The sequence below is a fragment of the Nitrosopumilus sp. b2 genome, assembly GCF_014078535.1.
GTDB classification, from domain to species: domain Archaea; phylum Thermoproteota; class Nitrososphaeria; order Nitrososphaerales; family Nitrosopumilaceae; genus Nitrosopumilus; species Nitrosopumilus piranensis.
Window position 1 is genome coordinate 127,014 of sequence record NZ_MU078702.1, and the last position, 13,427, is coordinate 140,440.

13 protein-coding genes are annotated in these 13,427 nt (G+C 35.7%); 6 read left to right on the forward strand and 7 right to left on the reverse strand.

Annotated elements, in window-relative coordinates:
• The first annotated feature begins 51 nt into the window (after nt 1-51).
• The 5 genes from C6989_RS00845 to C6989_RS00865 all read left to right on the forward strand — a co-directional run bounded on the left by C6989_RS00845 (nt 52) and on the right by C6989_RS00865 (nt 3,569).
• Nucleotides 52-1,593 carry a pyridoxal-phosphate dependent enzyme gene (locus C6989_RS00845; protein WP_182126085.1) on the forward strand — a complete coding sequence of 514 codons (1,542 nt, stop codon included), beginning with the start codon at nt 52-54 and terminating at the stop codon, nt 1,591-1,593.
• Nucleotide 1,594: 1 nt separating this feature from the next.
• Nucleotides 1,595-2,050: an ASCH domain-containing protein gene (locus C6989_RS00850; RefSeq protein ID WP_182126086.1), complete on the forward strand. Its 456-nt coding sequence runs from the start codon at nt 1,595-1,597 to the stop codon at nt 2,048-2,050.
• Between the two features lie 66 nt (nt 2,051-2,116).
• Nucleotides 2,117-2,680: a TATA-box-binding protein gene (locus tag C6989_RS00855; RefSeq protein ID WP_048071569.1), complete on the forward strand. Its 564-nt coding sequence runs from the start codon at nt 2,117-2,119 to the stop codon at nt 2,678-2,680.
• Nucleotides 2,681-2,694: 14 nt separating this feature from the next.
• Nucleotides 2,695-2,916: a hypothetical protein gene (locus C6989_RS00860; RefSeq protein ID WP_148704058.1), complete on the forward strand. Its 222-nt coding sequence runs from the start codon at nt 2,695-2,697 to the stop codon at nt 2,914-2,916.
• A gap of 71 nt (nt 2,917-2,987) precedes the next feature.
• Entirely contained in the window at nt 2,988-3,569 is a 582-nt protein-coding gene (locus C6989_RS00865; RefSeq protein ID WP_182126087.1) for a hypothetical protein, read from the forward strand.
• Here C6989_RS00865 and C6989_RS00870 read toward each other — a convergent pair.
• On the reverse strand, nt 3,562-4,263 hold the full coding sequence (locus C6989_RS00870; protein WP_182126088.1) for a hypothetical protein: 702 nt from the start codon (nt 4,261-4,263) through the stop codon (nt 3,562-3,564). The genes C6989_RS00865 and C6989_RS00870 overlap by 8 nt on opposite strands.
• Nucleotides 4,264-4,363: 100 nt before the next feature.
• A complete protein-coding gene (locus tag C6989_RS00875; RefSeq protein WP_182126089.1) occupies nt 4,364-4,540 on the reverse strand; it encodes a hypothetical protein in 177 nt (58 codons plus the stop codon).
• Between the two features lie 121 nt (nt 4,541-4,661).
• On the opposite strand from C6989_RS00875, the gene C6989_RS00880 reads away from it, so the two are divergent.
• Nucleotides 4,662-5,003, forward strand: a complete 342-nt coding sequence (locus C6989_RS00880; protein ID WP_148704061.1) for a P-II family nitrogen regulator — start codon at nt 4,662-4,664, stop codon at nt 5,001-5,003.
• A gap of 153 nt (nt 5,004-5,156) precedes the next feature.
• Here C6989_RS00880 and C6989_RS00885 read toward each other — a convergent pair whose 3' ends face one another.
• The 5 genes from C6989_RS00885 to C6989_RS00905 all read right to left on the reverse strand — a co-directional run bounded on the left by C6989_RS00885 (nt 5,157) and on the right by C6989_RS00905 (nt 13,357).
• Nucleotides 5,157-5,396, reverse strand: a complete 240-nt coding sequence (locus C6989_RS00885; protein WP_148704062.1) for an Lrp/AsnC family transcriptional regulator — start codon at nt 5,394-5,396, stop codon at nt 5,157-5,159.
• Nucleotides 5,397-5,536: 140 nt separating this feature from the next.
• The gene (gene dusB, locus C6989_RS00890; protein WP_148704063.1) at nt 5,537-6,499 is read right to left on the reverse strand and encodes a tRNA dihydrouridine synthase DusB; all 963 of its coding nucleotides are present in this window, start codon (nt 6,497-6,499) and stop codon (nt 5,537-5,539) included.
• 41 nt (nt 6,500-6,540) lie between these two features.
• Nucleotides 6,541-8,709: a thrombospondin type 3 repeat-containing protein gene (locus C6989_RS00895; RefSeq protein ID WP_182126090.1), complete on the reverse strand. Its 2,169-nt coding sequence runs from the start codon at nt 8,707-8,709 to the stop codon at nt 6,541-6,543.
• A gap of 89 nt (nt 8,710-8,798) precedes the next feature.
• A complete protein-coding gene (locus C6989_RS00900) occupies nt 8,799-10,967 on the reverse strand; it encodes a thrombospondin type 3 repeat-containing protein (RefSeq protein ID WP_182126091.1) in 2,169 nt (722 codons plus the stop codon).
• 11 nt (nt 10,968-10,978) lie between these two features.
• Nucleotides 10,979-13,357, reverse strand: coding sequence for a thrombospondin type 3 repeat-containing protein (locus C6989_RS00905; RefSeq protein ID WP_182126092.1), 2,379 nt, complete (start codon nt 13,355-13,357; stop codon nt 10,979-10,981).
• Nucleotides 13,358-13,427: the final 70 nt, after the last annotated feature.

Below are 13,427 nucleotides of genomic sequence, written 5' to 3' on the forward strand. Positions count from 1 at the left end.
AACTAATTTTCTATAGATATTTTATTGAGAAAAAATTAAGAGGTTTAGAAATTGTCAGAAAATCAAAATTATGATCCCATATTATTACAAAAATTTGAAGACCAAGTATGGAGTAAGATTCCACACAAAGAAGGAGATAAGATTGTAAATGCAACACCACTGGTAGATCTAACTGCAGACTTGAAAGAATGTGCCAAAAGCGTCTTTAAACTAAATCTCGATGACAAAGATTTCAAAATTTATGGAAAGTTTGATTCAGAATTGCTTAGTGGCTCTATCAAGGTAAGAGCAGCATCACACATTATCCATGAGGCAATCAAAAGTGGAAAATGTAATGGAAAGAGAGTAGTAATTGAGGCCACTTCGGGCAACTTTGGAATTGCATTAGGTCTCTTATCAAAACTTGGAGTAACAGTAGTTGCACTTGTTTCAAGAAAACTGCAAGAAGGAGTATTCAAAGAATTAAGAAATGAAAATATCAAAATTATGGATTTAGATATGGATATTTGTCCAGCTCCTGGAATGGAAAACAAAGCAGATGAAATGGCTGCAAAAGCAACTGCTGCAAATATTCGTTCACAATTAACAGAGATGGGATTTGATCCTCAAGTGTTTGACAAAAATCTTGGAGAGATTGAAGCATTACTAGCAAAACAAGACATTATCAATTTAGCAAGATTCTTGGCAGAGATTTACAACATGTTTTGTCCAAAACAATACGATAATGAATTAAACATTGACATTCACAATACAGTCACTGCACCTGAAATTGATCAGCAGTTACATGAAGTTGGGGATTCATTAGAAGACTATGTACTCTTTTGTTCATTTGGAACAGGTGGAACGTCAGGAGGTCTAAGCAAATACATGTCTGAGAAATACAACAAAAAAGCAGTTCACGTTGTTTTTCCACCATTAGGCCAAGATGTCGCAGGAATTAGAACAAAATCAAAGGCAGAGGGTTTGACACTATACAATCCTGAATTATATACAGAACACGAAGTTGATTTTGAGAATGTAAAATTACTTCTCAAGTTTATGGTAGACAAAGGACACGACATTGGTGAGAGTAGTGCATTAGAGCTATTTGCCGCCTTAGAGATGGCATACAAAGGAGAAATCAAAAAAGCAGTAGTTATGGTAGCTGATGGAATTGAAAAATATAGAAAAAACTTTGAGCAAATTTCACAAGATAAACCCCCAATAAAAGTATCATTAGAAGATGCAGTAGCTGTTGCAGAAGATTACGATAATATTATTTGGGTTCATACACAATACACACCTAAAGAAGAAGGAATTGAGATGATTGCAAAATCATTAGGGGTGGATAAATCAAAAATTACTGTACAAAAAGCATCTACTATTAACAATTTGTTATCAACTCAACAAGTTCCTGAAGAGATTAGTAGAGAGTTGCAAGGTTCCAAAGGAAAATCATTACTAGTGTGTATGGCAGGAAATACATCACTTATGACTGCACAGGTATTAGCAAGTAAGGGAATAGTTACTCAAAGTTTGAATGGAGGAATAACAAATCTGCCTGAAGGAAGAGGCAAGAATCCTGGAGAATACATTCAGGTAGCTAGAGAATAATTTGAAATGTCTTTCAGTATCACAACCATTTGCTGATTTAATTATTTTAGGTAAAAAAACAATCGAGTTACGTAAATGGAATACAAATTTTCGTGGAGAATTACTGATACATTCCCCATTAAAAATCAGAAAAGAGGATTGTAAAAGATTAAAGATTGACAAAAAATTTGTCACAGGTGCAATTGTTGGGAAAGTGGAAATTTATGACGTAAAAAAATATAATTCGCAAAACCAAGTCAAGTTAGATCAAAAATTTCATTTTGCTTCAAAAAATTTTCACTATAGATCTTATGGCTTTTTGCTAAAAAATGCAAAACCATTTCGAATCCCCATCCCGTACAAAGGACGATTAGGATTGTTTGATGTGGAATTACCTAAAACAAAAATCAAAAACAAAGAGATTGTTTCAGACATTATAGATGAGGAATATCGATACCAGTGGATTGGTCACCATTGAGTAAACCCAAATTTTCCCAAAAAATTTGACTAGTATATATAAAGGACCTATTTAAAGTCCCTCGTTATGCCTCAAACAAAACCTATTGTCAGCGTTGAAAATGTTGTAGCATCTGCATCAGTTGATCAAAAAATTGACCTTAATGAAATTACAGAAAAATTTCCAGATACTGAATATCATCCTGAACAATTTCCAGGATTAGTTTTTAGATTAAAGAGCCCCAGAACTGCAACTTTGATTTTTAGAACAGGAAAGATGGTATGTACTGGAGCAAAATCTGAAGAGATGGCAATCAAGGCAGTAAACACAGTTGTTCAAAAATTGAGAAAAGGAAAAATCAAAATTAAAAAAGATGCAGTAATTACTGTACAAAATATTGTAGCAGCTATTAATCTTGGTGGCAAAATACATCTAGAAAAGGCTGCAAGAACACTACCTAGAAGTATGTATGAACCTGAACAATTTCCAGGTCTTATTCATAGAATGCTTGATCCAAAAACTGTAATCTTGTTGTTTGCATCAGGTAAATTGGTTTGTACTGGAGCCAAAAAAGAATCAGACGTGTATCGTTCTGTTCACAACCTACATTCAGTCTTAGAAGAAAAAAATCTAATGATTTATGATCAATAGATTTTACAAAAAGATTGACTGAAGATAATTTTGCTGAAGAAAAGAAGAGACTAACTCCAGATAACGGATTTGATTTGATTGGGATTGATTATTTTTCAGAGCCTGGAAACCAATTGTATCTTGTAGAACATTTTGAAATGTATCAAGATGCACTAAATGCTAAAAAAGAAAGAAAGAATCCTGATGAATATTTTATCTTGTACAAAGGTGCAGGCGGAGAGTTTCTATCCAGATAAGCCATAAAAATAGAATAACTTTACTAAATTTTACAAACTCTTTTATCATTTGGTTTTTTGTTCAAAAATTTATGGCCAATGATACCAGCGATTTGATTGATACCATTTATGAAAAAAACAAGGCTACTCATAATGAGTACAAACCTCAAATAATTCGTAAAAGCCAAAAAGCAAAGTATCAGATTTTTGATGAATCAGAATTTACCCGTGGAAGAGAGGTCTTAGGAGATCTTATTGTACACGGAATGATAGCCTCAGGAGGAACAGACATTGATTGGTTAATTGAGCACAAAGGAGGTTTTATTATTTTAGAATTCAAGGGATTTCACAATGATAAGATAAACATTGCAAAAGGCCAGATGATTGCTTATGAGAAATTACATGAAAAACTTAACCAATCTGCAAAATGCTATCTATACATTATAGGATGTGACGATATTGATTTCTCAAATCCTGATGCAACAGTATGGGTTTTTGAAATGAATCATTGGAAATCAAATGCAATACCAAAGAACACTAATGATATCTATAGTAATGATTCAAATCGCCAAAATAAGTTCATAGTTTATCGCGAATACATGGAAGAGATCAGTGTAGAAAAATTAAGAGGTATTATTGATTCACATTGGAAAGAGTTTGAGAGAATTATTTAGTAAATGAAAATGCACTAGACTTTGTTTCTACACCATTATCTACTTTTATGGTATAAGTACCAGAATTTTCCCATCCCGAACCTCCAGCAATTGCAAGTGTAGAATATCGTCCATCACTTTTTAGAGAAAGTTGTTCTGACCAAATAAGTTCACCATTTTGATTTTCTATAGACAAGTTTACAGAACCAGTAGTATCTGAGATCCCATTAATCGAAATAATATCTTTGGTACTATAAGATGAAAAGTCAGTTTGAATTGTAAGAGAATCTGCAACTGTATTAGTTGGTGTCTTTACAACATCTGGAGTTCCATCTCTAGTTACATCCAAGATTCCACCAAAGGATACTGCAACTGCAATTATTACTACTAAAGCTAGTCCACCAATACCTAACATTATCTTTGAATTTTTTGAAGTAGAAGAAGTTTTAGGAGAAGGTGATTGAATTGTTTGAATTTTTTGAACAGATGGGGTTTCAGGTAGGATGACATCTGGAACTACAGGTTTTTCAACAGGTGCAGTAATCTCAGATTTTCTTCCAAGATATTTTTCTGCTAGTTTTTTAACATAATTTCGTTCAAAATTACTAATGACTTCATTATTTTCACAAGCACGACGAATTTGTTTAAGAATTCTATCATCACCAAAATCTTTTTCCAAAAGGGCCTTTACATCATCTAATAATTGGTCAGTCACGAATATTTTCTCCTATAATGATTATTTATGAATTCCTTGTTTAAGATTTCGAATGATTTCTTTGAGTTTCAGTATTTCATCTAGATAGGTGGGTTTAGGACTATTTTGAGTAAATTTTCTGGGCTTGAATAATAACGGTTCGAATATAGTCTTTAGCAGTAGAATCAGAAACTCCCATCTGTTTTGCCCGCAAATAAAGGGCGCCCTCTTGAGGATTGCTCAAATAACATTTTAGGAGATAGTTGAGTCTTTGAGATCTTTTTTCATCACTTTTCATAATTTTCCTTCTTTTGTATACTAAAAAAGCCCAGAGGATTATGAAATAACCAACAATGTATCATAAAACTCTAAAAAAAACATATGATCTTTTTTAAACAATAGTAGAAAATCAAATGAAAATGAAACGAATCGAGGCAACAGTTCAAGCAGACAAGGCCGGTACAGTTTCTGATGCAATAAAAGATTTAGTCGGAGGATTTACCATGTCAGAAGGAAAGGGTAGAGGTTCTGGAAAAAGACAAGAAATCAGATCAGGAAGAGGTACGGGTTCATTTACAGCAGAACACAACAAAGTTGCAACAATAATAACAATAGTAGATGACTCAGACGTAGAGAAAGTAACGTCAGCAATAGCTGATTCAGCTTTTACAGGAAAGGGGGGAGACGGAATAATTACAGTCACCAACGTAGAAAGTGCTCTAAATATAGCATCTAAAAAGACGGGTTCAGAGGCCCTCTAATCATTTTATTTTATAAAATTCATTACAAAGATTATTTGTAAATAAGCTGCTGAGAGGAATATTTCCTCTCAGGAGGTATCCTTTTGGAGGACATGTTTTTTGAAGGGATAGCAACTTATTGCAAACTAAGTATAAAAGCAAAGGATTTTGAAGTTATTGCTGTCCTTCAATTCCCATTAGAGTCAAAGTTGATCTGATTTTTGGAATTTTTCTGATCTTCCAGGTAATGGTTTCTCGTAATGCTTCTACTTGGCCAGACTCAACTTTTGCTAATATGTCATATGCACCAAATGTGCCATGGACTTCAACAACACCTTCAATAGATTTTAGTTCTGATATTACAGATTCTTCAGAACCTAGCTCACAGTTTATGAGAACATAAGCTGTTGCCAATTATGATTCAACTCCTATTTTCATAATTAAAATGCCATCTTGAAATATATAAGAATAGTCCGATTTACTTAAAAATTCAACATTATTTTAGGTAAAACCATAAACATCTGTAAAGAAAATATTTAAATTTAAAAATAAATTTAAGATAAGAAATATGCTTCTTTCATTATCTTTTCTAGTTCTTCAAGATTTTTTGAAAAAGTAATTTTAGAACGTAATTTAGAACCACCTTTCATTCCTTTTGTAAATCGCATTGCTTGACTTTTGATATTGGAGAACTTGATTTTGTATTGACTAGTCAAACGCAGATAATCAAAAAAAGAATCCAATCTATCTTGAAAAGAGTATTCTTTGTATGAATTAGTCTCAAGATAATCATTGATTTGCTCAAACAAGAAAGGATTACCCATAGCACCACGTCCAATCATAACATAATCACAATTTGTCTCATCAAGCATTGTTTTGGCATCTTCAGGAGTGGAAATATCACCATTTCCAACTATAGGAATATTAGATATTTCTTTTAGTTCTTTAATTAATTTCCAATCTGCATTACCAGAGTATCCTTGACTTACAGTTCTAGGATGAAATGTAATCATTTGAATGCCTTCATCTTCTGCAATTTCTGCAATTTCTCTAAAAAGAAATTTACTTGCTTCTGTAACACCAGAGCGGATCTTCAAAGTTACAGGTTTTTTTACAGCACTAACCAGAGTTTTGAAAATTTGTTGAGTTAGATTAACTTCTTGTAATAGTGCACCACCAGCCATTTGTTGTGTGATATGTGGTGCAGGGCATCCCATGTTATAATCAATAATATCAAAATATGGTTCTACTATTGTTGCAGCTTTTTCTAGTGCAAAAAGATCAGATCCAAATAATTGAACCGATATAGGTCGCTCTTGCTCTGAAAATTCAATAAATTCTTGAATAGTTTTCATGTTTTCTTTGAATTGTTTTTCTTTTGCAATTATACTATGAATACTAGTAAATTCAGTTACAACTAACCCAGCACCCATTTTTTTGCATTGCAATCTTAATGCAGGATCACTTACTCCTGCCATTGGAGCTAAAAATGCTCTACTAGAAAATTTTGGAAGCATAAACAAACTAAATAATTTGAATATATTTACTATTTCAAAAATTAGTTATCTGGACAACCGTCAGTGTCTCTGTCACCATCATAATCTTCAGGATCGTCTGGACACAAATCTTCATCATTAATGATTTCATCTAGATCATTATCATGAACAAATCTTTGCTGTTCTGGGGCAATATCTGGACATCCATCATCATCATTGTATTTATTCCAAGTCTCAGGATTTGTTGGACAAGAGTCAATTCCGTCATAAAATCCATCACCGTCTGAATCATATCTTGTAGGAGTGGTTGATTCTGCAGCTAATTTATCTGGGCAACCATCCCAGTCTAGGTATCCATTAAAGTTCTCTTGTTCATCAAGACATGAATCCCATCTATCATCGATTCCATCACCGTCGGTATCCGGAAAAGAATAGGAAGAGGCCATGCTACCTGCAGAATCTGGGCAACCGTCTTCGTCTTGATAATAATTGTAAGTTTCAGGTTCTAATGGGCATGCATCAGATACATCTAAAATTCCATCCATGTCGGAATCAAGTTTTGAAACAGATTTGTCTGGGCAACCGTCGTCATCTTGGAATCCATTGTAAGTTTCAGAGCGATTTGGACATATGTCTAGATTATCAATTATTCCATCACCATCTGAATCAGAAGAATATCTATTGTCAAATAAAGAATCAGGGCAGCCGTCGTCATCTTGGAATTTGTTGTAAGTCTCTTTACTTTGAGGACACTGATCTACATTGTTGGGAATTCCGTCACCATCTGAATCTGCAAATGAATCATAAGGTATAGTGTCAGGGCAGCCGTCGTCATCTTGGAAGCCATTATATCGCTCACCAATTGTAGGACATAAATCCACTTCATCAGGAATTCCATCATAGTCAATATCAGATAATGCAGATTTTGAAATTCCTAGAGTATCAGGGCAGCCGTCCCAATCTAAATTACCGTTATAATTTTCTGGCTCATCAATACATGCATCCCATCTATCTTCAATTCCATCACCATCAGTATCAGGAAATGTATAACCGGATAGTGTAGAGTCAACAGAGTCAGGGCAGCCGTCAGTGTCTTGGAATTGATTATAAGTTTCAGGTTCTAGCGGACATGAATCTGAAACATTAGGAATTCCATCCATGTCGGAATCAAGTGTAGATACAGAATTATCAGGGCAGCCGTCAGTGTCTTGGAACCCATTAAAAGTTTCAGAGCGATTTGGACATATGTCTAGATTATCAATTATTCCATCACCATCTGAATCAGAAGAATATCTATTGTCAAATAAAGAATCAGGGCAGCCGTCGTCATCTTGGAATTTGTTGTAAGTTTCAGGTTGATACGGACATTCATCAAATGAATTTAGTATTCCATCACCGTCTGAATCACCAGTAATTTGCAATTGTAAAACATCAGGGCAGCCGTCGTCATCTTGGAATTTGTTATAGTTTTCACGTTCTAGTGGACATGCATCAACATCATCACCAATACTATCATAATCAGAATCAATAAAGCCGTCAGAGTGTGCACCTAGAACATCTATGCATCCATCCTCATCTTGGAATCCATTATGATTTTCAGGCTCGTTTAGACATTGATCCCATCTATCATCTATTCCATCACCATCAGTATCTGGGAATGTGTAAGCAGATAGTGTAGAGTCAACAGAGTCAGGGCAGCCGTCAGTGTCTTGGAATTGATTGTAAGTTTCAGCTTCTAGTGGACATGAATCTTTTTTATCAGAAATTCCGTCTCTATCACGATCTAGTAAATTTAATTCATCATCAGGGCAGCCGTCAGTGTCATCAATTTCGTTAAATGTTTCAGGTTGTGATGGACATAAATCTAGATAATCAGGATATCCATCATAATCTGAATCAATTAGTCCTTTTCCACCATCAGGAGATAAGTCAGGGCAGCCGTCAGTGTCTTGGAATTTGTTGTAAGTTTCCCTTACAGTAGGACAACCATCAATATGATCTTGGATACCATCATAATCTGAATCATACCAAGGGACAAAATCTGCAGGACATCCATCTATATTATTACCATATTGAGGATCATAATCCTCTAGTAGATGAGGACAAAAATCAATATCGTTTGGTACACCATCACCGTCAGAATCAATTGTTTTATTTGCATAAACGCTTGGAGACATCCCTATAGTTAGTGTGAGTAAAAGTAAAAATCCTAAAAGAAAGTGTTGTTTCATTGTATCCCTGACTCCGCTATTATCAAGTATTTATTAAGTCTCACGTTAAATAGATTCTTCTAAAGTATTACAGATCAATGTAAGAAAAGTTATGGATCAGGGCAGCCGTCAGTGTCTCTGTCACCATCATAATCTTCAGGATCGTCTGGACACAAATCTTCATCATTAATGATATCATCTAGATCATTATCATGAACAAATCTTTGCTGTTCTGGGGCAATATCTGGACAACCATCTTTATCTAGATATTTATTCCAAGTTTCAGGTTTTGTTGGACAAGAATCAACTGCATCTGGATAGCCATCACCGTCAGAATCTGCATAAACTGGAGTTGTAGATTCTGCACCTAATATATCAGGGCAGCCGTCCCAATCTAAATTACCGTTATAATTTTCTGGCTCATCAATACATGCATCCCATCTATCTTCAATTCCATCACCATCAGTATCAGGGAATGTATAATCATATTTTGCAGAATCAGTAGAGTCAGGGCAGCCGTCAGTGTCTTGGAATTTGTTATATGTTTCAGCTTCTAGTGGACATGCATCAGATACATCTAAAATTCCATCCATGTCGGAGTCAAGTTTAGAAACAGAATTATCTGGACAGCCGTCTAGGTCTTGGAATCCATTATAAGTTTCAGGTTGTGTTGGACATAAGTCTAGATAATCAACAATTCCATCACCGTCAGAATCAGCTGAAATTTTGTTATCAGCAACAAAATCAGGGCAGCCGTCAAAGTCTTTGAATTTATTATAAGTCTCTTTGGCAGTAGGACATTCATCTACATCATCAGGAATACCATCACCGTCAGAATCACCAATTGCTTGATGAATTATACTATCTGGACAGCCGTCTTCGTCTTGGAATTTGTTGTATCTTTCAGCAATTGTTGGGCATTGATCTAAATGATCAGCAATTCCATCATAATCAGTATCAATCATATCACCAGCAGTAGTACCCATAGTTTCAGGGCAGCCGTCATGGTCTAAAAATCCATTAAAGTTTTCTGGCTCATCAATACATGCATCCCATCTATCGTCAATTCCATCACCATCAGTATCTGGGAATGTATAAGCAGATAGTGTAGAATCAACAGAGTCAGGGCAGCCGTCAGTGTCTTGGAAGCCATTGTAAGTTTCAGGTTGTGTTGGACATAAATCAACTGTATCAAAAATGCCATCTTTATCTGTATCAATCTTATACATAGTACTGTCTGGACAACCATCAGCGTCTTGGAAGCCATTGTAAGTTTCAGGTTGTGTTGGACATAAGTCTACATTATCAATAATTCCATCACCGTCAGTATCAGCTGAAAGTTTGTTATCTGCAACAAAGTCAGGGCAGCCGTCAGTGTCTTGGAATTTGTTATAAGTTTCAGGACTAAATGGACAAGAATCATCATGATCTAATATTCCATCACCGTCTGAATCACCAGTAAGTTGTAATTGTAAAACATCAGGGCAGCCGTCAGTGTCTTGGAATTTGTTATAGTTTTCACGTTCTAGTGGACATGCATCTACATCATCAGGGATACCATCAAAGTCAGCATCAGGAGCTATAGTGCTTGTTACACCAGGAATGTCAGGGCAGCCGTCCCAATCTAAATTACCGTTATAATTTTCTGGCTCATCAATACATGCATCCCATCTATCTTCAATTCCATCATCATCAGTATCAGGGAATGCGTAAGCAGATAATGTAGAGTCAACAAAATCAGGGCAGCCGTCAGTGTCTTGGAATTGATTATAAGTTTCAGCTTCTAGTGGACATGAATCTTTTTTATCAGAAATTCCGTCTTGATCACTATCAATTACGGAACGATCATTTTCAGGGCAGCCGTCAGTGTCATCAATTCCGTTAAATGTTTCAGGTTGGTTTGGACAAAAATCTAGATAATCAGGGAACCCATCACCGTCTGAATCTGCAACATTCTTTTGACCACTAGGGGAAATATCTGGACAGCCGTCATGATCTTGGAATCTATTGTAAGTCTCTTTTACAGTAGGACAGTTATCAACATGATCTTGAATACCATCATAATCAGCATCATACCAAGGAACAAAATCTGCAGGACATCCATCTATATTATTACCATATTGAGGATCATAATCCTCTAGTAGATGAGGACACTCATCCATATCGTTTGGTACACCATCACCGTCAGAATCAATTGCTTTATTTGCATAAACGCTTGGAGACATCCCTATAGTTAGTGTGAGTAAAAGTAAAAATCCTAAAAGAAAGTGTTGTTTCATTTTATGAACACCTAAGAGTCTGGACATCCATCAGTGTCGTTGTCACCGTCATAATCCTCTGGTTCAAGTGGGCACAAATCATTTTCATTGATAATGTCATCTAGATCAAGATCATGTTTGTATCTTGATTGTTCAGGTACAATATCAGGACAACCGTCTCTATCACTGTATTTATTCCAAGTTTCTTTAAGGTTTGGACACAAATCAACATCATCATTTATTCCATCTCCATCACTGTCACTTGTCATGTTTCCGAGTGGCATTTCATCAGGGCAGCCGTCATAATCAACATAACGGTTCCATGTTTCATTTTGTGTTGGACACAAATCCATCACGTCTGGAACACCATCACCGTCTGAATCAGGTTGCTTATCATCAATGTCAGGGCAGCCGTCAGTATCTTCAAATCCATTATAATTTTCTGCAACTAATGGACACTGATCCTTGACATCAGAAATTCCATCATTATCAGAGTCTACCGCAAATGATTTAGAGATAGTATCAGGGCAACCGTCGTCATCTTGGAATTTATTCCAAGTTTCTTTTTGTGATGGACATGCATCAATTGCATCAGGAATGCCGTCTCTATCTCTGTCATGGCTTAAGATGTAATCATCAGGGCAACCGTCTCTATCTAGAATACCATTAAATGTTTCAGGTTGGTTTGGACAATGATCATTGTAATCATTAATTCCATCTTTATCTGAATCTGGAGTGCCTTTGTTATCAGATACAACATCAGGGCAGCCGTCTTCGTCTTGGAAGTTATTGTAAGTTTCTGGGTTTAATGGGCATTCATCAACTGAATCTAAAATACCGTCAAAATCAGAATCTAAACTAGTAATAAAATCAGGATAATCAGGACAGCCGTCTTCGTCTTGGTATCCATTATATCTTTCTCTATCTAATGGGCATTCATCAACTGAATCTAAAATACCGTCAAAATCAGAGTCTGCATCAGATGGATTATCTGGGCAACCGTCATGATCATTATATCTATTCCAAGTTTCAGCTGTTGAAGGGCATTGATCTATGTCATCCCTAATACCATCACCATCTGAATCTAGAACTGCAACATCAGGGCAGCCGTCAGTATCTTGATATCCATTTACGGTTTCAGGTTTGAGAGGACATTTGTCGGTTAAATCAGAAATACCGTCACCATCAAAATCAAATGCAGATTTACCTGAAATAGAATCAGGGCAACCGTCTTCGTCTTGGAAGTTATTGTAAGTTTCTGGGTTTAATGGACATTTATCAGCTGCATCAAGTACACCATCTCTATCACGGTCCCCAGAACCATAATCATCAGGACAGCCGTCTCTATCTAAAACACCGTTAAATGTTTCAGGTTGGTTTGGACACAAATCATTATTATCAATAATTCCATCACCGTCAGTGTCAGTTGTACCTTTGTTATCTGAAACAAAGTCTGGACAACCGTCATAGTCTTTGAATTGATTGTAAGTTTCTTTTACGTTAGGACATTGATCAATACTATTAGGAATACCATCTTGATCTGAATCATTATCACTTGAGTAAGGAGGAATATCAGGACATCCATCTTCATCTTGGAATCCATTATATCTTTCAGGCTCTAAAGGACAAGCATCATCAATGTCTTTTATTCTGTCACCATCTGCATCATTTAATGAACCAACAAATGATGGAGCAGAATCAGGACATCCATCATAATCAGCAAATCGATTAAAAGTTTCTGGTTCGTTAGGACAAATATCAAATTTGTCTGCTATTCCATCACCATCTTTATCAGAAAATGTAGTATCAAGTGCAACATCAGGACAACCATCAGTGTCCCTATAATCATTAAACACTTCAGGCTCTAGTGGACATAAGTCAAGTGAATCTTTAATTCCATCATTATCTGTATCTGCAAAAGCAAGATCAGTTTTAGTATCAGGACAACCATCTTCATCTTGGAATCGGTTGTAAGTTTCTGGGTTTAATGGACATTTATCAGCTGCATCAAGTACACCATCTCTATCACGGTCCCCAGAACCATAATCATCAGGACAGCCGTCTCTATCTAAAACACCATTAAATGTTTCAGGTTGGTTTGGACACAAATCTTGAGTGTCAACAAATCCATCTCCATCAGAATCAGGCAATCCACCTTTTCCACCTTGAGGGGAAAAATCAGGACAACCATCTTCATCTTGGAATCCATTATAACGTTCCTTAAGAGTTGGACATTGATCAATATGATCTTCTATTCCATCAAAGTCTTCATCATACCATGGAACAAAGTTTGAGGGACAACCATCAATTGCACCTACATAATCTTCTCTCAGATTGGGACATAAATCAACAGTATCATCAACACCATCTTTATCCAAGTCACCTGCTGCAAATGCTGGATTAATAGGCATGCTGGTTAAAGTCGTTATTAGTAACAATAGAAATGGTAAAGTATGTATTTTCTTCAATGCCTAAAATATT

Coding starts and splice junctions, on each gene's coding strand:
- C6989_RS00855 (WP_048071569.1), top strand. CDS start 2,117: ATGCCTCAAACAAAACCTATTGTCAGCGTTGAAAATGTTGTAGCATCT.
- dusB (WP_148704063.1), bottom strand. CDS start 6,499: ATGCTTCCAAAATTTTCTAGTAGAGCATTTTTAGCTCCAATGGCAGGA.
- C6989_RS00880 (WP_148704061.1), top strand. CDS start 4,662: ATGAAACGAATCGAGGCAACAGTTCAAGCAGACAAGGCCGGTACAGTT.
- C6989_RS00875 (WP_182126089.1), bottom strand. CDS start 4,540: ATGAAAAGTGATGAAAAAAGATCTCAAAGACTCAACTATCTCCTAAAA.
- C6989_RS00900 (WP_182126091.1), bottom strand. CDS start 10,967: ATGAAACAACACTTTCTTTTAGGATTTTTACTTTTACTCACACTAACT.
- C6989_RS00865 (WP_182126087.1), top strand. CDS start 2,988: ATGGCCAATGATACCAGCGATTTGATTGATACCATTTATGAAAAAAAC.
- C6989_RS00905 (WP_182126092.1), bottom strand. CDS start 13,357: ATGCCTATTAATCCAGCATTTGCAGCAGGTGACTTGGATAAAGATGGT.
- C6989_RS00895 (WP_182126090.1), bottom strand. CDS start 8,709: ATGAAACAACACTTTCTTTTAGGATTTTTACTTTTACTCACACTAACT.